At 36.4% G+C, this 21,089-nt stretch carries 23 protein-coding genes; 18 read left to right on the top strand and 5 right to left on the bottom strand.

Annotated elements, in window-relative coordinates; genetic code table 11:
- Positions 1-3 precede the first annotated feature (3 nt).
- Both Q0505_RS02090 and Q0505_RS02085 read left to right on the top strand, forming a co-directional pair.
- Positions 4-1,359: an exopolysaccharide biosynthesis polyprenyl glycosylphosphotransferase gene (locus Q0505_RS02090; protein WP_299208243.1), complete on the top strand. Its 1,356-nt coding sequence runs from the start codon at positions 4-6 to the stop codon at positions 1,357-1,359.
- Positions 1,343-2,134, top strand: coding sequence for a glycosyltransferase family 2 protein (locus Q0505_RS02085; RefSeq protein WP_299208241.1), 792 nt, complete (start codon positions 1,343-1,345; stop codon positions 2,132-2,134). The genes Q0505_RS02090 and Q0505_RS02085 overlap by 17 nt, the downstream gene beginning before the upstream one ends.
- 3 nt (positions 2,135-2,137) lie before the next feature.
- On the opposite strand, the gene Q0505_RS02080 is transcribed toward Q0505_RS02085, so the two are convergent.
- A complete protein-coding gene (locus Q0505_RS02080; RefSeq protein WP_299208239.1) occupies positions 2,138-3,445 on the bottom strand; it encodes a phenylacetate--CoA ligase family protein in 1,308 nt (435 codons plus the stop codon).
- 218 nt (positions 3,446-3,663) lie between these two features.
- On the opposite strand from Q0505_RS02080, the gene purD reads away from it, so the two are divergent.
- Positions 3,664-4,932, top strand: coding sequence for a phosphoribosylamine--glycine ligase (purD, locus tag Q0505_RS02075; protein ID WP_299208238.1), 1,269 nt, complete (start codon positions 3,664-3,666; stop codon positions 4,930-4,932).
- Here purD and Q0505_RS02070 read toward each other — a convergent pair.
- Positions 4,927-5,190 (bottom strand): uracil phosphoribosyltransferase, encoded by a 264-nt coding sequence (locus tag Q0505_RS02070; RefSeq protein ID WP_366519359.1) that lies wholly within the window; start codon positions 5,188-5,190, stop codon positions 4,927-4,929. The two genes, purD and Q0505_RS02070, sit on opposite strands and share 6 nt — an antisense overlap.
- 85 nt (positions 5,191-5,275) lie before the next feature.
- On the opposite strand from Q0505_RS02070, the gene Q0505_RS02065 reads away from it, so the two are divergent.
- The 5 genes from Q0505_RS02065 to Q0505_RS02045 all read left to right on the top strand — a co-directional run bounded on the left by Q0505_RS02065 (position 5,276) and on the right by Q0505_RS02045 (position 9,982).
- Positions 5,276-6,202, top strand: coding sequence for a DUF6427 family protein (locus Q0505_RS02065; RefSeq protein WP_299208236.1), 927 nt, complete (start codon positions 5,276-5,278; stop codon positions 6,200-6,202).
- Between the two features lie 89 nt (positions 6,203-6,291).
- Positions 6,292-7,287 (top strand): DNA adenine methylase, encoded by a 996-nt coding sequence (locus Q0505_RS02060; protein WP_299208234.1) that lies wholly within the window; start codon positions 6,292-6,294, stop codon positions 7,285-7,287.
- Between the two features lie 4 nt (positions 7,288-7,291).
- A complete protein-coding gene (locus tag Q0505_RS02055) occupies positions 7,292-7,903 on the top strand; it encodes a DUF4254 domain-containing protein (RefSeq protein WP_299208232.1) in 612 nt (203 codons plus the stop codon).
- 47 nt (positions 7,904-7,950) lie between these two features.
- Positions 7,951-8,964, top strand: a complete 1,014-nt coding sequence (locus Q0505_RS02050) for a glycosyltransferase family 9 protein (RefSeq protein ID WP_299208230.1) — start codon at positions 7,951-7,953, stop codon at positions 8,962-8,964.
- A gap of 52 nt (positions 8,965-9,016) precedes the next feature.
- Positions 9,017-9,982 carry a nitronate monooxygenase gene (locus Q0505_RS02045; RefSeq protein WP_299208228.1) on the top strand — a complete coding sequence of 322 codons (966 nt, stop codon included), beginning with the start codon at positions 9,017-9,019 and terminating at the stop codon, positions 9,980-9,982.
- Positions 9,983-9,986: 4 nt separating this feature from the next.
- Here Q0505_RS02045 and Q0505_RS02040 read toward each other — a convergent pair whose 3' ends face one another.
- The 3 genes from Q0505_RS02040 to Q0505_RS02030 all read right to left on the bottom strand — a co-directional run bounded on the left by Q0505_RS02040 (position 9,987) and on the right by Q0505_RS02030 (position 12,317).
- A complete protein-coding gene (locus Q0505_RS02040; protein ID WP_299208226.1) occupies positions 9,987-10,649 on the bottom strand; it encodes an ATP-binding cassette domain-containing protein in 663 nt (220 codons plus the stop codon).
- Entirely contained in the window at positions 10,646-10,939 is a 294-nt protein-coding gene (locus tag Q0505_RS02035; protein WP_299208224.1) for a hypothetical protein, read from the bottom strand. Before Q0505_RS02035 ends, Q0505_RS02040 begins: the two co-directional genes overlap by 4 nt.
- Positions 10,940-11,261: 322 nt before the next feature.
- Positions 11,262-12,317: a ferredoxin--NADP reductase gene (locus Q0505_RS02030; RefSeq protein ID WP_299208266.1), complete on the bottom strand. Its 1,056-nt coding sequence runs from the start codon at positions 12,315-12,317 to the stop codon at positions 11,262-11,264.
- A 95-nt stretch (positions 12,318-12,412) separates the two neighbouring features.
- Here Q0505_RS02030 and Q0505_RS02025 point away from each other — a divergent pair, with 95 nt between their 5' ends.
- The 10 genes from Q0505_RS02025 to atpH all read left to right on the top strand — a co-directional run bounded on the left by Q0505_RS02025 (position 12,413) and on the right by atpH (position 21,071).
- On the top strand, positions 12,413-13,882 hold the full coding sequence (locus tag Q0505_RS02025; RefSeq protein WP_299208222.1) for a DUF5687 family protein: 1,470 nt from the start codon (positions 12,413-12,415) through the stop codon (positions 13,880-13,882).
- Positions 13,883-13,886: 4 nt separating this feature from the next.
- Entirely contained in the window at positions 13,887-14,594 is a 708-nt protein-coding gene (locus tag Q0505_RS02020) for an ABC transporter ATP-binding protein (protein ID WP_299208220.1), read from the top strand.
- 307 nt (positions 14,595-14,901) lie between these two features.
- The gene (locus Q0505_RS02015; protein ID WP_299208219.1) at positions 14,902-17,406 is read left to right on the top strand and encodes a hypothetical protein; all 2,505 of its coding nucleotides are present in this window, start codon (positions 14,902-14,904) and stop codon (positions 17,404-17,406) included.
- Between the two features lie 19 nt (positions 17,407-17,425).
- Positions 17,426-17,833 carry a polymer-forming cytoskeletal protein gene (locus Q0505_RS02010; RefSeq protein ID WP_299208218.1) on the top strand — a complete coding sequence of 136 codons (408 nt, stop codon included), beginning with the start codon at positions 17,426-17,428 and terminating at the stop codon, positions 17,831-17,833.
- Positions 17,802-18,023, top strand: a complete 222-nt coding sequence (locus Q0505_RS02005) for an AtpZ/AtpI family protein (protein WP_299208216.1) — start codon at positions 17,802-17,804, stop codon at positions 18,021-18,023. The genes Q0505_RS02010 and Q0505_RS02005 overlap by 32 nt, the downstream gene beginning before the upstream one ends.
- A gap of 7 nt (positions 18,024-18,030) precedes the next feature.
- Entirely contained in the window at positions 18,031-18,414 is a 384-nt protein-coding gene (locus Q0505_RS02000; protein WP_299208214.1) for a hypothetical protein, read from the top strand.
- 108 nt (positions 18,415-18,522) lie between these two features.
- Positions 18,523-19,641 carry a F0F1 ATP synthase subunit A gene (gene atpB, locus Q0505_RS01995; RefSeq protein WP_299208212.1) on the top strand — a complete coding sequence of 373 codons (1,119 nt, stop codon included), beginning with the start codon at positions 18,523-18,525 and terminating at the stop codon, positions 19,639-19,641.
- Positions 19,642-19,710: 69 nt separating this feature from the next.
- Complete coding sequence (atpE, locus tag Q0505_RS01990) at positions 19,711-19,932, top strand: ATP synthase F0 subunit C (protein ID WP_299208210.1); 222 nt, start codon at positions 19,711-19,713, stop codon at positions 19,930-19,932.
- Between the two features lie 89 nt (positions 19,933-20,021).
- Positions 20,022-20,522 carry a F0F1 ATP synthase subunit B gene (locus tag Q0505_RS01985; RefSeq protein WP_299208208.1) on the top strand — a complete coding sequence of 167 codons (501 nt, stop codon included), beginning with the start codon at positions 20,022-20,024 and terminating at the stop codon, positions 20,520-20,522.
- A 6-nt stretch (positions 20,523-20,528) separates the two neighbouring features.
- Positions 20,529-21,071, top strand: a complete 543-nt coding sequence (gene atpH / locus Q0505_RS01980) for an ATP synthase F1 subunit delta (protein WP_299208206.1) — start codon at positions 20,529-20,531, stop codon at positions 21,069-21,071.
- Positions 21,072-21,089 lie beyond the last annotated feature (18 nt).

The raw sequence follows: 21,089 nt of genomic DNA, 5'->3' as shown, positions 1-21,089 counted from the left end.
AGAATGGCCTACAAAAAAGGAAGATATTCTGGCTTTATAAGACCAATCATTTATAGTATGGATCTTTTGATCATTATCATACTCGCTAAGGTATGTCTTGTGATGGACACACACCTCTTTCTGTTTATTGGGTTTATTACCTTTACTTGGATCGTTTCTTCCATAAAATCTAATTTTTATGAAGTATATCGATACACCCCTCTCATTAGAATCTTTTCGTTACTAGGAATTCAATTGATTTTATTTACCCTATTGGTCTTTGCCTTTTTTGGATTCTTCAACGAGATTAATAGCCAACCTAAAGAAATAGTTGCCTACATATTATATGTTTTTATTGGGATAACGATTGTGAAATTAGGTGTGTTCTATCTTCTTAAGAAATATAGAACAGTATTAGGAGGTAATTTTAGACGTATTGTTATTTTAGGAGTAAACCCCAAAACACAACAATTAGAAAACTTTTTTAATGTTAATAAAGCCTACGGATATCAGGTCATTAATAAATTTGATGTGCAACCTTCTGGAGAACAGTCATTAGAATTATGTTTTGCTTTTATAATAGAAAATAGTATTGATGAGATTTACTGTTCCACTTCAGAATTTACGAATGAGCAAATACGTGAGATCTCAGAATTTGCAGACAATAACCTTAAGATTCTCAAGTTTATACCCGACAACAAAGAAATTTTCACTAAAAAACTCAACTATCAATACCTTGGGATTACCCCAATATTATCCTTACGTACGATCCCAATAGACACCCCTCTCAATCAGTTTATAAAACGTACGTTTGATATCGTGATGTCTATCATAGTCCTAGTAGGATTGCTTTCTTGGCTCACACCTATTATGGCTATTTTAATTAAGCTAGACTCCAAAGGACCTGTGTTTTTTAAACAAAAACGCAACGGACTTGACTACAAAGAATTCTACTGTTATAAGTTTCGGTCGATGCAACCTAATCCTACAGCAGATTTACATCAGGTGAGTAGGGATGATCAACGGATCACACGCTTAGGACGCGCCATACGCTCTACTAGTATAGATGAGTTGCCACAATTTATTAATGTTTTAAAAGGAGATATGTCTGTAGTAGGACCAAGACCCCACATGGTAAGCCATACACATATGTATGCAGAGCGTATCGATAAGTTTATGGTACGCCATTTTATAAAACCAGGGATTACAGGACTTGCGCAAGTAAGCGGATATAGAGGAGAAGTAGAGTCAGATCATGATATTATAAATCGAGTAAAATTTGATATTTTCTATGTAGAAAATTGGTCATTACTTCTCGATATAAAAATTGTTATTCAAACGATTATAAAGGCACTAGCAGGAGATGATAAAGCCTACTAATCATCCGCCACTTGTCTCAATTATTACCCCGCTGTATAATGCAGAAAACTATATCACTGCAACCATTAAAAGCATCCAAAACCAAACCTACACTCATTGGGAGCATATTATTGTAAATGATGTATCTACAGATGCGTCATTACAAATTGTAGAATCATTTGCAAAAAGAGACTCAAGAATTAAAGTGGTTACGCTTTCGCGAAATAGTGGTGCCGCCCAATCCCGTAATAAAGCGACAGAAATTGCTACAGGAGCATACATCGCATTTCTAGATGCAGATGATCTTTGGCATCCCCAAAAGCTAGAAAAGCAATTGCAGTTTATGCAAGAAAATAATGCCGCCGTTTCGTACACAAGCTATGTGCATATCAATGAAGCTGGAGAATCCCTCGGAAAACGTATCAAAGCAATTCCTGAACTTACCTACAAAAAACAACACAGCAATAATTACATAGGAAACCTGACGGGCATTTATAAAGCAGCTGAAATAGGTAAAATAATAGCCCCTAACATCCGCAAACGCCAAGATTGGGCGGTTTGGCTAGAAGCGATTAAAAAAAGTAATAGACCTGCGCTAGGACTTCAAGAAGATTTGGCATATTATAGAATCAGAGAAGGATCCATAAGTTCCAACAAGTTGAACTTAATAAAATATAACTTTAAGTTTTATAAAGAATATCTCAGCTATTCTTGGATGAAAGCAGCTTTCTATTTACTTCGTTTCTTTTATGAGTACTTTTTTGTAAGAACCAAGTGGATTGAGAAAATAGATTAATCTTTATAATTTAGAAACAAACTGCTTTAATTTTCCACGTTTACTACGATCCATTTTTTCTGTTTTTTCAAACAAAATTGTCAAGCCCTTTTCTAAGTACGTATAGGTCGCTTTCTTAATCTTTTCTTCTTCAGAGGTTGTTAGTGGTCGCTGTGCAGTATAGATTACCTTAAACGCGTCTAAAGCCGTTTGTTCAATCACAAATTCAGAGACATTGCCGTCTTCTTCAATCACACTTTTGGTCACATAGTAAAACGTAAGTCCAGGCACAATTTTTCCGCTAGGGAGACGCGCCACATCATTGGTACGACCTATCAAGTTTTCTAGAATGGGTTTTTTGGGTGTACTCTTTCGCGAAAGCGTACCCATATCCCCAATATCATACCGTATAAAAGGGTGGGCTTTGTTATAGAGAGACGTAATTATCACACGTCCGGATTCCCCATGAGGAACGGGTTGATTGTTTTCGTCAAGAATCTCAACATACAACAATTCGCTATCTACCTGAAACTGATTTTCTGTATTTTGAAAAGCAATCAGTCCTAACTCAGACGCACCATATTCATTAATCACGGGGATTCCAAACTGAGTTTCCATAAGTTGTTTGTCACTTTCAAAAAGCATTTCGCTAGTGACAATACAGGCTTTAAGCGTAGGGCAGAGATCTTTTAATATGAGTTGGTGTTGCTTGAGATATTTAGCAAATAAAACAATGCTACTGGTGTATCCGTTGAGGTATTCAAAGGAAGTACGCTCAAATTTTTGACGTATTTTTTCAAGTTGCGGTTCGCTCAAATCAAAAATAGGAAAGCGATATCTATTGCCCAACCAGTCCTTAAGGCGCTCTTTACGATATCCTACAAAATCTAACGGAATCCCATAAAAACGTGCCTGTTTGGAGGTGTTTACATTCAGATCAAACCATGCATACCGATCTTGAAAACTCGCCCAGGAAAGTGCATGGGCTTCTTTGTCTTTGGCAAAAATAAACGGATGCCCAGAAGAGCCTGAAGTTTTATTTATATATACGTTTTTGAGCGCATATTCAGTAGATAGACGATTTTCTAATGGTTGTTGTAAATCTGTTTTTGAGAGTACTGGCAGAGCTTCCCAAGAGGGGTTTTCTTGTTGGGAAGTGAACTCTTTATAAAAAGGACTGTACATTTTGTGATAGGTGACAATTGCTTGTTTTTGTTGCTCAATATAGCTAGCATATTGATCTTCAGGTATAGATTGAATACGGGATAATTCCGCTTTCGCGAAAGCGATATCAAACCCTTTCACTTTTAATGTCAAATCAAATAAATTCACGAAAACTGTATTAGTAAGGCAATTTACAAACAAATTCATTCCCGTGAAGACGGGAATCTCTTTCTTTTTAACCGTAAAATAAAAAGAAAGGTTGTTTTAGAATAGTAGTGCAATTAGAAATCCAACGTGTGTTTATAGACCTCAATATTTTTATAGGATTATCTTGTTGTAAAAGGGTAGACAAACTACTTTTGTACTTTGACAAAAACAACAACCTCATGAATATTTTAATCTTAGGATCTGGCGGAAGAGAACATACCTTTGCATATAAAATTGCACAAAGTAAACATTGTGATACCTTATTTGTAGCACCAGGAAATGCGGGAACAGCCCAAATAGCAACGAATGTTGCTATAGGCGTTACTGATTTTGAAGCCCTCAAAACGCTCGTTCTTAAAGAACATATTGAGATGGTTGTGGTAGGACCTGAAGATCCTTTGGTTCAAGGCATTTATGACTTTTTTAAAGCAGACGAGCAGTTAAAAAAAGTAGCGGTTATTGGTCCGTCAAAAGAAGGAGCGACACTTGAAGGAAGTAAAGAACGTGCTAAAGAGTTTATGATAGCACACGGAATCCCTACAGCGGCGTATGAAAGTTTTACAGAAGCAACACTTAAAGAAGGGCAAGCTTTTCTTGAGACACTTCAACCTCCGTATGTATTAAAAGCAGATGGGCTTGCCGCGGGAAAAGGTGTATTGATTATTCAAGATCTAGAAGAAGCAAAAGAAGAACTTGCCAAGATGCTCGGCGGGAAGTTTGGTGAGGCTAGTACCACGGTTGTGATCGAAGAGTTTCTGGATGGTATAGAATTGAGCGTTTTTGTATTAACCGATGGCAAAAATTACAAAATCCTTCCCACGGCTAAAGATTACAAACGTATAGGCGAAGGAGACACAGGATTAAATACAGGAGGTATGGGAGCGATAAGCCCAGTTCCTTTTGTAGATGAGGCACTGATGAAAAAAATAGAAGACCGTATTGTAAAACCTACCATTGACGGTCTCGCCAAAGAAAATATAGAATACAAAGGATTTGTTTTTATAGGATTGATCAAAGTAGGGGATGAGCCTAAAGTGATAGAATACAATGTACGTATGGGAGATCCAGAGACAGAAGTCGTACTCCCTCGCATTCAAAGTGATCTAGTACAATTATTTCAAGCCGTTTCTGAAGGAACACTATCTCGTGAAATCTTAGAAATCGATGAAAGATCAGCGACTACAGTGATGCTTGTTTCTGGAGGATATCCAGAAGCGTATGAAAAAGGAAAAGTGATTACAGGAATAGATACTGTCGAAGATTCTATTGTATTTCATGCAGGAACAACCACAAAAGATGGAGCTGTTGTGACTAACGGAGGACGTGTGATTGCAGTTACTTCTTTTGATAATGATTTTAAAGAAGCCATAAAAAAATCCTATCAAAATATAGAAAAACTACACTTTGACAGGATGTATTATCGTACAGATATAGGGTTTGACCTATAATTTATGTTCTAGTTCACTATCGTTTCCTAAGAAACCATGAGAGATCGCGTCGCGTCTTTCAGCACCTTCGGCATTGTGTTCTTTAAGTTGAAGCATCCAGTATACAATGGCAGCACAACAAATAAGCATAAAGATCCAGTTAATGCCGTTTGCGGCCCACCAGTTAGTCAGCTCTGTTTCTGCAAGTGCATTAAACGGTGCAAATAATGTTTCTTCTGCAAATGCTTGAATCCCTTCAAAAAATCCTGTCAAACTCATAAGTTCGTATGTTTACAATAATGGTATCTTAGCTATACGTAGAAATATTTTTCCTACGATAGCGCAAAAATAGAAAAAACCACCTATGCTCACAAGCTTTTTTAGCACATCAAAGCCAATACATACCGTTATTGTCTTAATATATATGTCCATAAGCTACTTTATGGCGAATAATGCCTTGTTTTCTGATGGTTTTTCATGGATCGTATTTTTAAAGACTACAGGAATATGGTTTTTATTTATTCTAACGATGTTCATTTTAAACTTTGTATCTCAGAAAAATGATCTTACAAAGCGAAACTCCTACAGAATCCTACTATTTGCTGTATTTGCGTCTGCAATACCCGTAGCATTACAAACCCCAAAAATCATTATTGCGGGTGTGTTTGTGATGTTAGCATTGCGACGCATCCTTAGTTTTAGGTCAGGACTACACATGGAGCGTAAATTGTTTGATGCAGGTCTTTGGTTATCTCTTACAACTATTACCTATTTCTGGACAGGGACATTTTTTGTGCTGATTTTAGCAGGACTCTTATTTTATGGAGGAGCTACGCTACGCTATTGGTTTATACCTTTGCTTTCTATTATTTGTGTAGCAATCTTAAGTACGTGTTATGTTATTTTTACAGGAGGAGATCAATCTTTTATCTTAGAGATTATAGATGATGTTTCTTTTGACTTTTCTTCGTATTCAGCATTAACCATATTACTTCCTATTGCGGTTTTTTTAACGCTCTTTATATGGACAATTTTTAGATACATACAAGATTCAAAACGCGCCACGATAGCCCAACGCCCATTGTATTTGCTCGTTATTTTTATGGCAATCATCGCGATTTTTATTGTAGCGATTACCAATAATAAAACTGGTGCCGAATGGTATTTCTTCCTGATTCCTCTAGCGATTATCATGACCAATTATCTTGAAAAAGCTTCAGGAAAATACTTTAAAGAATTCTTACTTTGGATTGTTGTATTGTTGCCATTTGCACATTATTTTTTATCATAAGCTTTAGTTCCATGTCAGAAAGCAGGAACTTCTTACATTTGCAGCCTGTAGATAAATAAATCATCGAAGATTATTATCTAGAAGATACCATGAACTACATCGGATCAAAACATAGACTCTCTGAATTTATAAAAACAACTGTAAAAGAAGTATGCGGAGACGACTTGAGTCAGCAGACTTTTTGTGATCTCTTTGCAGGAACGGGTAGTGTAGGGCGTAATTTTAAATCGTTGGTTAAGTCTGTGGTTGCAAATGATCTTGAATATTATAGCTATGTTTTAAACAGAAACTATATAGGAAACCACAAAGAAATACATTCTGAAAGTTATTTTCAAGAACTCAACAATTTAGAAGGAATCCCTGGATTTCTTTTTAACCATTATGGAGAAGGGGGTGATAGCAAACGTTTATATTTTTCAAAAGAAAACGCTCAGAAAATAGACGCGATCCGACAAAAAATTGAAAAGTGGAAACATACTGGAAAAATCTCAGAAGACACGTATTTTTTATTGTTAGCTTCTTTAATAGAAAGCGCCGATAAAATTGCAAATACCGCATCTGTTTATGGGGCTTTTTTAAAAGCAGTTAAAAAAGCAGCAAGAACACCCATAAAATTAGAACCTGCCACTTTTGATAAAACAACAACCCGTCATACCGTATATCAAGAAGACGGAAATATCCTTGTAAAAAGGATCACTGGAGATATTCTATATCTAGATCCGCCGTATAACGTTAGGCAGTACGGTGCAAACTATCATATACTTAATACTATTGCAAAATATGATACCTTTGCACCCAGAGGTAAAACAGGCTTACGCATCTATAATAAAAGTGCCTATTGTAGTAGCGTAAAAGTAGTAGCCGCTTTTGATGAACTTATAAAAAATGCACAATTTAAATACATTTTTTTAAGTTATAATAATGAAGGATTAATGCCTCCTGACATTGTAAGACAAGTGATGCAACGATACGGGAAATATGATCTTGCCACCGTTGCATACAAACGTTTTAAAGCAGATAAAACAACAAGCAGAAACCATAAAGCAGTAGGCACCACAGAATATTTACACATTTTAGAAAAGTAAAATTATGTTTACAGATAAAGCAAACCGTATTTTTATAGAAGCTATAGAAAATTACCACATTTTAAATACGGTCAACCAACCTTTCGAAAATAAATATAACAAAAGCGAAGATCTCATTGGGCATCTTTTATATCGTAAATGTTGGATAGATACCGTACAATGGCATTATGAAGATATTATCCGTGATCCGCAGATTGATCCTGTGGCAGCGCTTACGTTAAAACGTAAAATAGACGCTTCTAATCAAGATCGTACTGATATGGTAGAGTACATAGATAGCTACTTTTTAGATAAGTATAAAGACGTTACAGTAAAAGAAAACGCTACCATAAATACAGAAAGCCCAGCTTGGGGAATAGATCGTTTATCTATTCTTGCCCTTAAAGTATACCACATGCACGAAGAGGCAACCAGAGAAAATGCATCTCAAGAGCATCGTGATGCCTGTAAAATAAAATTGGATACACTTCTGGAGCAACGTGTAGATCTCTCTACAGCCATAGACACGTTATTAAAGGATATTGCGCACGGAGATAAATACATGAAAGTGTACAAACAAATGAAAATGTACAATGACGACGAGCTGAATCCAGTCCTTCGTAACATTAAAAAGTAAACCAAAAAGTCCTCTCCTTCAGGGAGAGGATTTAGGTGAGGGATTCTATGCAACAACCACAACATATTCTCGTTATTCGCCTTTCGGCTATGGGAGATGTGGCGATGTTGATTCCTGTGATATACGCTTTCGCGAAAGCGTACCCAGCAACAAAAATCACGGTACTTTCAAAAACTTTCTTTAAGCCCATTGTTGACACGGTACCCAATGTGCATTTTGTCGCTGCCGAAACCAAAACACACCATAAAGGCATTTTAGGGATTTGGAGACTCTCTCGCCAACTTAAAAAATTGGGCATTACCCACGTAGCCGATACGCACAACGTCTTAAGATCAAAAATGCTTCGGTTTTTTTTAGGAATTCCCAATGCCAAAATAGACAAAGGAAGAGCCGAAAAAAAAGCATTAACTCAAACAGAAAACAAGAATTTTAAACCCCTTAAAACAACCGTGCAACGGTATATAGCTGTTTTTAAAAATCTAGGATTTTCAGACATTAATCCAGAAGCACTCCCAAGACCAGATGCTGTGGATGAGGTGCTTAAGATCATAGGAAAAACCAAACATAAACTTATAGGAATTGCTCCTTTTGCAGCACATCAGGGAAAACAATATCCACTCGACTTGATGAAAGAAGTCATTCAAAAATTAGATCAAGAGGCTGGAATACACGTATTCTTATTTGGAGCGCCAAATGAAGAAGCGCTTCTACATACATTGATACAAGATAGTAGAAACGCAAACGTAGTCGCTGGAACGCTTACATTTCCACAAGAAATTAACCTGATTGCGCAACTAGATGCGATGCTGTCTATGGACAGTGGTAATGGGCATCTCGCAGCGATGTATGGCGTTCCCACAGTGAGTTTATGGGGCGTTACACATCCGTACGCAGGATTTGCTCCTTTTAAACAAGAAGACAACTGTTTGTTATCAGATAGGACAAAGTATCCTGCCATTCCCACATCCACATACGGAAATAAAGTGCCCGCTGGTTATGAAGAGGTGATGCGTACGATAAAACCACAAGATGTAGTGACTAAAATAATGAGTTTGTTGTAATTTATTATGCACGCATACTATTTTGTATCTTTGACTCTCTAAATTCAAGACCATGATCAAGAAAACACCACTTACAGAACTTCTTAATATAAAGCACCCTATTATTATGGCGCCTATGTTTCTGGTGTCTAATGTAGCTATGCTCAAAGCGGGAATGGAGTCTGGAATTGCAGCCTGTGTCCCAGCACTTAATTACAGAACCATTGAAGAGTTAAAAGCAGCGATTTTAGAATTGAAAGCAGCCAAAGTACCTGGTGGTGCTTTCGGAATTAACCTGATCGTTAATAAATCAAATCTTAAATACCCTGCACAATTAGAAGCGGCGTGTGAATTGGGTGTTGATTTTATTATTACCTCCTTAGGAAGTCCTCAAAAAGTCATAGAAGCAGCAAAACCAAAAGGAATTAAGGTCTTTTGTGACGTGGTTGACCTTGCCTATTCTAAAAAGGTAGAGGCGATGGGCTGTGACGCATTAGTGGCAGTCAATAATCAGGCAGGCGGACATCGAGGTGGTGCAACTCCAGAAGATTTAATCAAAGAATTAAATGAAAACTGTGCCATTCCTGTGATTACTGCGGGTGGTGTTAGTAATAAAGCAGATTTAGACAGAGCTATGTCATACGGAGCAGTTGGCGCCAGTATAGGAAGTCCTTTTATAGCCAGTGAAGAAGCGCCTGTTTCTCAAGAGTACAAACAAGCCTGTGTAGATTATGGCGCTGATGATATTGTGATGACCCAAAAAATATCTGGAACACCTTGTACCGTGATTAATACGCCTTATGTTCAAAAAATAGGTACGAAACAAACATGGCTAGAACGTGTTTTGAATAAAAACAAAAATCTTAAAAAGTGGGTGAAAATGATCCGTTTTGCAAAAGGGATGCGTGATACCACAAAAGCTGCACAAGGCGCTACCTATAAAACAGTCTGGGTGGCAGGACCGTCTATAGAAGAGACGACAGCCATTGAGCCTGTCAAGACGATTATCAAACGGTTTATTAGTGAAACTCAATCTTGAGAAGTTACTTCAAATATCCCAATCGTTTTAAATCACTTACATCGTTAGCGATCTGAGTAGTTCCATCGACTAACACTAAATGTCGATCAGAAATATCGAGTACATCCCTGTAATAATGATCCGTGAGGAGTATTCCTTTTTTCGCTTTAAGCGAAAGTAAAAACTCCTTAATCACCTCTTTATACAAAGGCTCAATCATAGAGAAAGGCTCATCGAGTAATAAAAATGGATGCTCTAGATGCGCCACCAGAAGTAACTCCAAATAGCGAAGCTCACCAAGTGATAAAGTGCCCACTTTGTGAGTCGCTACTTTTTCTATAAAAGGCGCTCTAAAAATAAGATCCTGATCGGCTCCGTTTTTATAAAACAACGGAATCACATCACGTACTTTCAAATGTTTAGGCAGAAAATTATCTTGTGGTAAGTAGCCAATAAGCTGCTTCGGAATCACATCTTTAGGGTGTACTTGTTTGTTATCTATCCTTAAGTCCATCGAGTCGGCTTTAAGAGTGCCAAATAGGATTTTAAGCAAGGTTGATTTTCCAGAGCCGTTGCGACCAAACAAGCTTATGATTTCGCCTTGAGCGAAGGATAAAGAAACGTTTTTCAACACCTCCTTCTTGCCAAATGCTTTGCTTACATTATGTAATTGCAGCTCTTTTTTCATCGTAAAAGAACTATAATGCCTATAAAAATAACGGCAATGACTAGATTCACGAGCCAGGTACGAGTAATGAGTTGTTGTCTTGTAAATCCAAGATTATAATACATATAATACTGCGCTTTCTGAAAGTAATTAAAAGACAAGACACCTAATCCAGTTCCGAAGATGCCAAAAATCAATACCGCATCAAACAAACGAGCACTTAAAGAATTATACATTGCCGCACTCGCAAAAGAAGTGAGCAACGTAATCGCCAGCGTATATAAAGTTACATCCCGATAGTATGTCCACATTTTCGAAAAATACAAATTCTTATTCCCAAAAATCTAAAAGAAATGGTAATTTAAAAAAAGATCGCTTCGCTTTTAGAACCAAGAATCAAGACCAAAAAAATAGAGTACTACTCTATTTTACACCTCCCTAACCCTCCTTTTTAGGAGGGAATATTTTAATTGAGTTCCTTCTCCCTCTGGGAGAAGGTTAGGATGAGGTTTTTTCTAAGAGTGAGCTATACTCATGTACAAACGACTACAGACTAATAGATCCTTCTATATTCTAACAGCGAGCATAGCGAGCGGTCTATTTTCTATCAGCGAACAAAGTGAACGATCTTTTTTAAACGTCATCATAATCTACAACCAGTTTTGCTGAGGTAGGATGTGCTTGACACGTAAGAATCAACCCTTCGGCAACTTCACTATCGGTTAAGATTTGATTTTTCTCCATCACGGCAGTTCCTTCTGTAATTCGAGCAATACAACTACTACAAACGCCTCCTTGGCAGGAGTGTGGTGCATCTATATCTTGATCCAGCGTAGCGTCTAGAATAAGGGTATCTTGAGACATGGTAAACTCAAATTCTTCGTCATCTACAATGACTTTAATCTGTGATTGTCCGTCAAGTGCTTCTTTGATAACCACTTCTTCTGTAGAAGCTGTAAAGAGTTCAAAATGGATGCGTGAATCGTCAACACCATTAGAAGTTAATACCTTGGTTACTTCTTTGATCATGGCTTCTGGACCACAGAGGTAGTACTCGTTAAAGTTGTGAGAGGCATATTTGTTTTTGACAACAAAGTTAACGGTAGACTTCATAATACGTCCAAAATGCGCTCCGTCTTCTCGCGACTGACTGTAAATAAATTCGATAGAAAAACGCTCTTTATACTGGTCTCTTAACGCGAGTAATTCGTCTCTAAAAATAGCATCTTCTGGACGTTTGTTTCCGTATACTAGCACAAAGCTACTTTCTGTAGATGCTTCGAGCGTGGTTTTGATCATACTCATAATGGGTGTGATTCCTGAGCCTGCTGCAAATGCGAGATAGGTTTTTTTTGCTTTCGCGAAAGCGGGATCCAATAGAAATTTTCCTTCTGGTGGCGCTACTTCAAGGACGTCGCCTTCCTTTAATTCTCTATTCGCATACCTAGAAAATGTACCGTCTTCTACTTCCTTGATTGCAACACGCAACTCACCACTTTGAGGGGTGCTGCAAAGCGAGTAGGCACGTCGTACTTCTTGACCGTTAATGTCTTTTTTTAAAGTGATATATTGTCCTGCTTGATAGCTAAAAGTGTCTTGTAAGTCTGATGGAATCAAAAAACCAACAGAAATGGCTTGTGCTGTTTCTCTGGTAATGGATTGTATCGTAAGTTTATGGAAGTTTGACATTGTATATTTTTGAGCGCAAAAATACAAAGGATTACGATGAAGATGTAACATTTCACATTTTTTAAACACTAACCCCCCGTAAACAATCAAGAGCAATGATTAAACAATTTTTAAATCTAGAGTGGAAAGGCTTTTTTAGAAAAGCATCGTTCCAAACGAATCTAGCCCTTAAAATCTTAATGATTTTTGGGGTATTGATGATGATTATATACTTAGCTGGTGCGGGTGTTGGGGTATATTTTGTACTTGAAAAAATGGAGTATGAGCCCTTCTCTACTATAAATACGTTTATGATTTACTATGTGGTGGGAGATCTCATTATACGGTATGTGGGACAGAAAATGCCCGTAGTTAATATTAAACCATTATTGCTACTACCTTTTAAAAAAACGAAGATTGTAAAATTTGCATTAGGTAAAACCGTACTCTCTTTTTGGAATTGGATGCATGCATTTTTCTTTATTCCTTTTTCTATCGTTTTAATTGCGCATGACTTTAATCCGCTGGGCATTTTAGCTTGGCATATTGGGATGGCGGCATTTATTTATGCAAATAACTTCATCAATATTTTCTTAAACGATAAGTTATGGCTTGTGCTTAGTGTGGGGGCGATATTTGCAGCATTTGGGTTTGTACAATATTATGGATATTTTGATATTACATTATTTACACAGCCTTTCTTCCAGGGATTATATGAAAATATGTGGTTTGTTATTTTTCCTATGTTACTCTTAGTTATTGTAGCGACTATTGCGTTCAAGTATTTTTTAGCAAGATTATATCTTGATGCTGGCTTAGCTAAAAAAGTAAGTCAAGCCTCTGGTGGAGATTTAGGTTGGGTAGATCGTTTTGGGAAACAGTCTACATTCCTCAAAAATGACATTCGGCTTATTTTAAGAAATAAACGCTCTAAAACTACAATTTTTATGAGCGTACTGTTTTTATTTTATGGACTATTGTTCTTTACAAGTGCCATTGAGGTATATGATGGAGTTTTCTGGAGAATGTTTGCGGCGGTATTTGTGACTGGAGGGTTTCTATTTAGTTTTGGACAGTTTGTGCCAAGTTGGGATAGTGCCTATTATCCGCTTATGATGACTCAAAATATTAAGTATAAAGAGTACTTACGATCTAAATGGTTGCTTGTGGTCATAGGAACAGCAATCTCTACTATATTGTGTATTCCTTACGTGTATTTTGGATGGGAAGTACTTGCCGCAGTTTTGGTAGGAGCTATTTTTAATATGGGAATCAATGCACACTTGGTTTTATTGGGAGGTGCTTATATAAAGACTCCTATAGATTTACAGAGTGGTAAGAAGGCCTTTGGCGATAAGAGTTCATTTAATCTTAAAACGATTTTAGTGAGTTTGCCAAAAATGGTTGGACCCATGGCCCTTTATGCCATCGGACACTTCACATTAGGTCCTGTGTCTGGATTTGCACTGGTTGCTATTGTGGGTCTCGCGGGATTTGCCTTGAGAGATAAAGTATTTGATCTAATTATTAAGATCTATAAGAAAGAAAAGTATAAAACATTACAAGCCTACAAACAAAAAAACTAACACCATGATTGAAATACATAACTTATCAAAAAGCTACAACGGAGTATCTGTTTTACATTTAGAGCGCATCAGCATTCCTAAAGGACAGGCTTTTGGACTTGTAGGAAACAATGGCGCTGGAAAAACAACCTTGTTTAGTAGTCTGTTAGATTTGATTCAGCCTACGACAGGATACATCAAAAACGGCGGGTATGAAGTTCATAAAAGTGAAGAGTGGAAATCACATACAGCCTCTTTTATTGATGAGAGCTTCTTAATAGGCTATCTCACTCCAGAAGAATACTTTTACTTTATAGGGGATCTACGTGGAGAAAACAAAGCAGATGTTGATGCGCTTCTTGCTGGATTTGAAGATTTTTTTAATGGAGAAATTATTGGAAAGCGTAAATACCTACGCGATTTATCGAAGGGTAATCAAAAAAAGGTAGGTATTGTAGCTACATTGATAGGAAATCCAGAGGTTATTATACTGGATGAACCTTTTGCAAATCTAGATCCTACCACACAAATACGCTTAAAAGGAATCATAAAAAAACTAGCAGCAGATAAGGATGTAACCGTGTTGGTCTCTAGTCACGATCTACAACATGTGACTGAGGTTTGTGAGCGGATTGTTGTCTTAGAAAAAGGAGAACTAGTTAAAGATATTATGACGTCTCCAGAAACACTTAAAGAGCTTGAAAAGTACTTTTCTGGAGAAGAAGTAGTGTAAATAACGAGTACCTATTGAGTTTTAAATATAATAAAACGCTATTTTCTTGTGCAGAAGCATATAAGAAAATAGCGTTTATTGTTGTTACCTTATGCAGCCTATAAGGGCTACGATACCAATTTTAAAGAGGTAAACCCACGATTTTTTCAAAAAGAAGTGTATTTTTACGGGCTTCCATACTAAAAATGGTCATTTTCTGTTTTTATCAAAAAACAATGTGAGTTTGAAACTAGGTATAAAATATAGTTGTTGCATTTTCTTTTCAGTTTTGTTCTTAACAAGCTGTTCTCGCAAAAAAAATTCTTTTGTGAGCCGTAATTATCATGCGGTCACAACAGAGTATAATACGTTATATAATGGAGAAGTTGCCTTTGAAGAAGGTCGCGAATCGTTGATCTCTACCTTTAATGATAACTATTGGGACATTCTTCCTATAGAGCGTATTGCTTTTTCAGATGAAATATCTATTCGTCTTAAGGAAGATGATGGAGATCCAAATTTCTTAAAAGCTGAAGAAAAAGCGATAAAGGCAATACAAAAACACTCCATGAAAATAGATGGAGAAGAATACAACCCTCAGATAGATGAGGCTTTTATGTTATTAGGAAAGGCCCGTTATTTTGATCAGCGTTTTGTACCTGCTTTAGAAGCTTTTAATTATGTACTAGCATACTATCCAAAAAGTAATAACATAGCGCAGGCTAAAATCTGGAAGCAAAAAACAAATATTCGCTTAGATAATAATGAAGTGGCTATTGAAAATTTACTAAAAATCTTTAAGATAGAAGATAAATTAAAAGACCAAGATAAAGCAGATGCGTATGCCATGCTTGCTCAAGCCTATCTTAATTTAAAACATAAAGACACCGCACTCATTTATATAAAAGAAGCAACAAGGCTCACTAAAAGAAACGAAGAGCGCGGTCGCTATAACTTTATAAAAGGGCAATTATACAATGGTCTTGGAGAAAAAGACAGTGCCAACTTAGCTTTCCAAGAGGTGATAGACCTAAACAGAAAGATTCCACGTAAGTATTTGATTAATGCACATATTGAACAAGCACGTAATTTTGATTATGAAAATGGGGACCAGTTAGTATTATTAGAATTGCTTGAAAAATTACAGAACAATAGAGAGAATAGACCTTTTTTAGACAAAATTTATTATGCTAAAGCAGCATATTTCAAAAAGACCAATCAGATTGATTCTGCACTTGCAAACTACAATAAGTCCTTGAGAGAAGATTCTCAAGATAAATATTTGAATTCTAGAGATTATCTGGCATTAGCAGAACATAACTTTGATAGTGCTCAATATCAAACCGCAGGGTCTTATTACGATAGTGTGATGGGAGAACTAGATGATCGCACTAGAGAATTTAGAATCATCAGAAAAAAGAGAGAAAACTTAACAGACGTCATTAAGTACGAAGAACTCTCACAACGTAATGATAGTATCCTAACATTAACATCACTTTCTGAAGAAGAACAACGCGTATTTTTTGAAACATACATTGCTAAAATCAAAGAACAAGAACGTCAAGATTCTATTAGCCGTGTAGATGAAATTAGAAATAATGAATTCTTTAAAAGTAATAACAAAGCTACTAGCGATAGATCAGGAGGCTCTAGTTCAGGAAATTCAATAGGCGATTTCTATTTTTACAATACCACCGCAGTTGCTTTTGGAAGGCAAGCCTTTACTAAGCGATGGGGTAAAAGGTCTTTAACAGATGGATGGCGTATTTCTGAAAGACAAACCGTATCCCTTAAAGGAGGATCACTCCCTTCTTTGGTAGATTCGGGAGAAGAGGATACGTCGCTAACGGTAGATGACTACCTAGCAAAAATTCCCAAAGGAGAAAAAGCATTAGACAGCCTCAAAAAAGAACGTGATTTTGCGTATTTCCAATTAGGGCTTATTTATAAAGAGAAGTTTAAAGAATACCCATTAGCTTCCAATCGATTAGAGAAACTTTTAGATATTGATCCAGAGGAGCAATTAATTTTGCCAGCTAAATATAATCTTTATCAGATATATACGCAGATGGATGCTTTGTTCCCAAGCGAAACGCATGGCGCAAAAGCAAATAACTACAAACAAGATATTACGACCAACTATCCAGACTCTCGTTATGCATCTATACTTAATAATCCTAACACAGCACTAGAACAAGATGCGTCTTCTCCAGAGGCTATTTATAATGGATTGTTTAGAGAATTCCAGAACCAGCGTTTTGGATCTCTGTTAACAAGTCTTGACGAACGAATAGAACAATTTTACGGGGATCCTTTTTTACCAAAATTTGAATTACTTAAAGCAACAGCATTAGGCAGATATAAAGGATATAACGCCTATAATGAGGCTTTGAAATACGTTGCACTTACCTATCCACGAACAGATGAAGGTAAGAAAGCACAACAATTACTTAATAAAGTGATTCCCAAAATGCAATTTAGAAGCTTCGGGAATGAAGATACCGCTGTAAACTGGAAGATCGTTTATGCATTTACCAATTCGGACATACAAAGTGCAACAGCTTTAAAAGAACAATTGGACACAGCCTTAGAAACGTTAGGATATTCTAATTATGCCACCTCTCTTGACGTATATAATGATAGACAAACTTTTGTCGTAGTACATTATTTAAACAGTAAATCTCAAGCAGAAGGACTTGTTGAATTACTCGCTATAAACAAAGAGCTTAAAAAACCAATTATAAAAGAGAATACAATCATAGCTTCAGAAAACTATAAATTAGTACAACTTCATAAAAACTTAGAAGAGTATATACAACAAAGCACAAGATAACCCCTAAACGCCCCCTAGTATGTTTTCAGATAATAAAAAAGGAAAAAACGTAGATCATAGCAATCAACAAAATAGAATCAGCCAAGGCACAAAGATTGTCGGAGATATTACATCTCAAGGTGGTTTTAGGATAGATGGAGAGATAGAAGGGAATATTAATACGCCCAACAAGGTGGTTATTGGACAAACTGGTGTTGTAAAAGGATCTTTGATTTGTAAAGATGCAGATATAGAAGGACATATAGAAGGCGTGATACAAGTAAGTAATCTACTAGCCATCAAAGCGAGTGCTTTAATAGAAGGAGAAGTTACTGTTGGCAAACTTGCTGTAGAACCAGGCGCTACGTTTAATGCCTCTTGTGATATGAAAGGCAATTTAAAATCGATAGCAAAGGATGGTAAAAAACAAGGAGAAAAAAGCGCTTAAAAACTGGGCCGTTTTTTCTAGCGTCGCTATTCAGATGGGTCTTACTATTTTCCTTTTTGCAAAAGGCGGTAAATGGTTAGATGCAAATTATAACCTAGGAGGAAAAGCATTTACTGTTATTGGTACATTAGCCGGCGTTGCAATATCTATGTTCTTAATTCTTAGATTAACTAAAAAATTGAATCCGTAAAATCTTTATGAATTCTCCCATTTTATCTTTTTCATCAAAACTTCTCGGAATCTTAGGATTCATTTTTGGAGCACATATTCTAGCACTTTATGTTAGAAAATTACCTTTGTTTGAAGAATATTTACTTATTTCTTACGCGCTTAACTTCACTTTAACAGTTGTGATTTATGCTATGGTTACCAAAGCATCCAAAAAAGAAAGCGCACAGGGAGGTTTTGTCTTTCTGTTTGGAAGTGCATTTAAATTTATACTATTCTTTATTATTCTAAAACCACTGTTTAAGGTAGATGGGGAGATTTCTGGAGTAGAATTAGCCTCTTTTTTTGTGCCGTATTTGATATGCTTAATCTACGAAGTATATATACTTTCTAAAGCACTTAATAATAAGTAAAAAGAACCTTTTTTCTTACAAGAAAAAAAACCGACAGGATTGTTTTTTCATTAAGATTTATAAATGTATTTTTGCACCGATTTTAAGAACACTATTTATTTGTTCGATATGCAAAGAAAAACGTTGATTAGATTACTTTCGGCTTTAGTACTACTTGTTTGTTTTGCCTCATGTGGTGAAAAACCTACGACAACAAGAGAAGAGCGTAAAGAAGAAGTAAAGGAGTATGTGCAACATCACCTTTTAGATTCTCACGACTTTAGTTTATTTTCAAAAACAGATGCTTCTGGAGAGGTACACCATTATGGTTTTCCGTTACCTGTGATTTTATGGGATGGAGGTCTTAAAGTATTTTCTTCTTCAAAATTTCATCACGGAGAAACCGTAGCAGAAGTAGATGGCAATTATTACAAGTTAGAGCATGCAAAAATTTATAAGACAGATGCTGCTGGAACAATGACGTATGATGAGGACAATCATCCGACCAATGAAAAGCCTTTAGATATCTCTATTACTAAGGGAGTTTTCATGATGTTGCTTACTTGTATATTAATGTTCTTACTTTTTCGCAGTCTAGCAAAAAGTTATGCTAAAAATGGCGGAATTGCAAAAGGGACAGGTCGCTTCTTTGAGCCTATTATCTTATACATAAGAGACGATATTGCAAGACCAAATATTGGAGAAAAAGATTATAAGCGCTTTATGCCTTACTTGCTTACCGTATTCTTTTTTATATGGTTCCTCAACATATTTGGATTAACACCATTAGGCGTAAACGTTACTGGAAATATTGCAGTGACAACAGCACTAGCTGTTATCGTATTTTTTATTACCACCTTTTCAGGAAAGAAAGATTACTGGAAGCATATTTTTGATCCACTAGGAGATGGAATGCCTTGGTTCGGTAAAATATTTATTTATATCATTCTTGTTCCTATTGAAATATTAGGAATGTTTATTAAGCCTTTTGCCCTTCTTATTCGTTTGTATGCAAATATGACAGCAGGACACGTAGTATTAGGAAGTTTAATAGGTCTTATTTTTATATTCCAAAACTGGGTAGGGGGAACGCTATCCTTTGGACTCGCATTTGCAATCTCATTAATTGAGGTATTGGTTGCTTTACTACAAGCCTATATATTTACAATGCTTGCAGCACTGTACTTTGGATTTGCAGTAGAAGAACATGATCACGGGCATGATCACGAAACAGAAGTTGCTCACTAATTAGTATACCGCTTTCGCGAAAGCGTATACAACAACAATGAATTTTTAATTTTTTTAAACTATATTTTTATGACAATTCCAATGATGTTAGTTCAAGCTACAGAAATACCTACAGTAATCGGAGCAGGTTTAGCCGTAATCGGTGCTGGTATTGGTATCGGTATGATTGGTGGAAAAGCGATGGAAGCTATTGCACGTCAGCCTGAGGCTTATGGAAAAATTCAAACAGCGATGCTTATTGCAGCGGCGCTTATTGAAGGTATTGGTTTTGCTGCAATTTTTGCAGGATAATCATTCAGTATTCAAACAAACAGCTGTAACGGTTGGTTGCAGCTGCTTGTTTACATTAAAAAGAAAACACCACTTTAGTATATCATAAAATGGAAAAATTAATACAAGAATTTTCATTAGGCCTTTTCTTCTGGCAAGCAGTTCTTTTCATAGGATTGTTATTTCTATTACGCAAGTTTGCATGGAAACCTATTCTTAACGCAGTAAACGAAAGAGAAGAAGGAATTAGAAATGCACTTGCCTCTGCAGAAGAAGCAAAGAAGGAAATGCAAAACCTTCAAGCAGACAATGAGAAATTAATCAAAGAAGCACGCGCAGAACGTGAAGCTATGCTTAAGGATGCTCGTGAGATCAAAGCACAAATGATCGAAGATGCTAAAGGCGATGCTAAGGCAGAAGCAGACAAAATGATCTCTCAAGCTCAAGCAGCGATTGAGGCAGAACGTAAGTCGGCAATTGCAGATATTAAGAGCCAAGTAGCATCTCTATCTTTAGAAATCGCAGAAAAGGTTGTGAAGCATGAACTTTCAGATAAAGACAAGCAACTAGGTCTTGTAGAAGAGATGTTAAGCAAAGCCACTTTAAACTAAACCAACATGGGTAGTACAAGAGCAGCAATACGGTATGCAAAAGCAGTGCTTGATCTTTCTAAAGATTCAGGAACTACAGATGTTGTACTTCATGATATGAAATCTGTTGTAGCAGTTCTGGGCGCAAGTAAAGATCTTCGCCTTGCGTTACAAAGTCCGATTATAAAAACAGAAGACAAAAGAGCGGTTTTAAAAGAAGTTTTTAAAACAGTTTCAAAAGATACTTTAGGGCTTATTGATGTCTTGGTAGATAATAAGCGTGTTACAATATTAGGAAATGTAGCAACTAGTTTTATAGACCTTTATAATAAAAGCCAAGGAGTGCAACTAGCAACAGTAACAACAGCCGTTGCATTAACTCCTGACATTGAAGCAAAAGTGTTAGCAAAAATAACGGAGTTAACAGGAAGTACAGATGTAAGATTAACAAACACTATTGATGAGAGCATCATAGGTGGTTTTATATTACGCATAGGTGATACGCAGTATAACGCAAGTATTGCTAGCCAGTTAGGGAAATTAAAGAGAGAATTTAGTAATAGTATATAATTAAATTTCACTTTTGTG

Origin of the sequence: uncultured Dokdonia sp., assembly GCF_937910895.1 — a bacterium.
Taxonomy (GTDB): Bacteria; Bacteroidota; Bacteroidia; order Flavobacteriales; family Flavobacteriaceae; genus Dokdonia.
The sequence above is the reverse complement of the archived record's forward strand: the minus strand, read 5'-3'. Positions and strand labels throughout refer to the sequence as shown.

What these genes read in the sequence shown, in the direction of transcription:
- Q0505_RS02090 (WP_299208243.1), top strand. Translation starts at nt 4, where the DNA reads ATGGCCTACAAAAAAGGAAGATATTCTGGCTTTATAAGACCAATCATT.
- Q0505_RS02085 (WP_299208241.1), top strand. Translation starts at nt 1,343, where the DNA reads ATGATAAAGCCTACTAATCATCCGCCACTTGTCTCAATTATTACCCCG.
- purD (WP_299208238.1), top strand. Translation starts at nt 3,664, where the DNA reads ATGAATATTTTAATCTTAGGATCTGGCGGAAGAGAACATACCTTTGCA.
- Q0505_RS02070 (WP_366519359.1), bottom strand. Translation starts at nt 5,190, where the DNA reads ATGAGTTTGACAGGATTTTTTGAAGGGATTCAAGCATTTGCAGAAGAA.
- Q0505_RS02065 (WP_299208236.1), top strand. Translation starts at nt 5,276, where the DNA reads ATGCTCACAAGCTTTTTTAGCACATCAAAGCCAATACATACCGTTATT.
- Q0505_RS02060 (WP_299208234.1), top strand. Translation starts at nt 6,292, where the DNA reads ATGAACTACATCGGATCAAAACATAGACTCTCTGAATTTATAAAAACA.
- Q0505_RS02055 (WP_299208232.1), top strand. Translation starts at nt 7,292, where the DNA reads ATGTTTACAGATAAAGCAAACCGTATTTTTATAGAAGCTATAGAAAAT.
- Q0505_RS02050 (WP_299208230.1), top strand. Translation starts at nt 7,951, where the DNA reads ATGCAACAACCACAACATATTCTCGTTATTCGCCTTTCGGCTATGGGA.
- Q0505_RS02045 (WP_299208228.1), top strand. Translation starts at nt 9,017, where the DNA reads ATGATCAAGAAAACACCACTTACAGAACTTCTTAATATAAAGCACCCT.
- Q0505_RS02040 (WP_299208226.1), bottom strand. Translation starts at nt 10,649, where the DNA reads ATGAAAAAAGAGCTGCAATTACATAATGTAAGCAAAGCATTTGGCAAG.
- Q0505_RS02035 (WP_299208224.1), bottom strand. Translation starts at nt 10,939, where the DNA reads ATGTGGACATACTATCGGGATGTAACTTTATATACGCTGGCGATTACG.
- Q0505_RS02030 (WP_299208266.1), bottom strand. Translation starts at nt 12,317, where the DNA reads ATGTCAAACTTCCATAAACTTACGATACAATCCATTACCAGAGAAACA.
- Q0505_RS02025 (WP_299208222.1), top strand. Translation starts at nt 12,413, where the DNA reads ATGATTAAACAATTTTTAAATCTAGAGTGGAAAGGCTTTTTTAGAAAA.
- Q0505_RS02020 (WP_299208220.1), top strand. Translation starts at nt 13,887, where the DNA reads ATGATTGAAATACATAACTTATCAAAAAGCTACAACGGAGTATCTGTT.
- Q0505_RS02010 (WP_299208218.1), top strand. Translation starts at nt 17,426, where the DNA reads ATGTTTTCAGATAATAAAAAAGGAAAAAACGTAGATCATAGCAATCAA.
- Q0505_RS02005 (WP_299208216.1), top strand. Translation starts at nt 17,802, where the DNA reads ATGGTAAAAAACAAGGAGAAAAAAGCGCTTAAAAACTGGGCCGTTTTT.
- Q0505_RS02000 (WP_299208214.1), top strand. Translation starts at nt 18,031, where the DNA reads ATGAATTCTCCCATTTTATCTTTTTCATCAAAACTTCTCGGAATCTTA.
- atpB (WP_299208212.1), top strand. Translation starts at nt 18,523, where the DNA reads ATGCAAAGAAAAACGTTGATTAGATTACTTTCGGCTTTAGTACTACTT.
- atpE (WP_299208210.1), top strand. Translation starts at nt 19,711, where the DNA reads ATGACAATTCCAATGATGTTAGTTCAAGCTACAGAAATACCTACAGTA.
- Q0505_RS01985 (WP_299208208.1), top strand. Translation starts at nt 20,022, where the DNA reads ATGGAAAAATTAATACAAGAATTTTCATTAGGCCTTTTCTTCTGGCAA.
- atpH (WP_299208206.1), top strand. Translation starts at nt 20,529, where the DNA reads ATGGGTAGTACAAGAGCAGCAATACGGTATGCAAAAGCAGTGCTTGAT.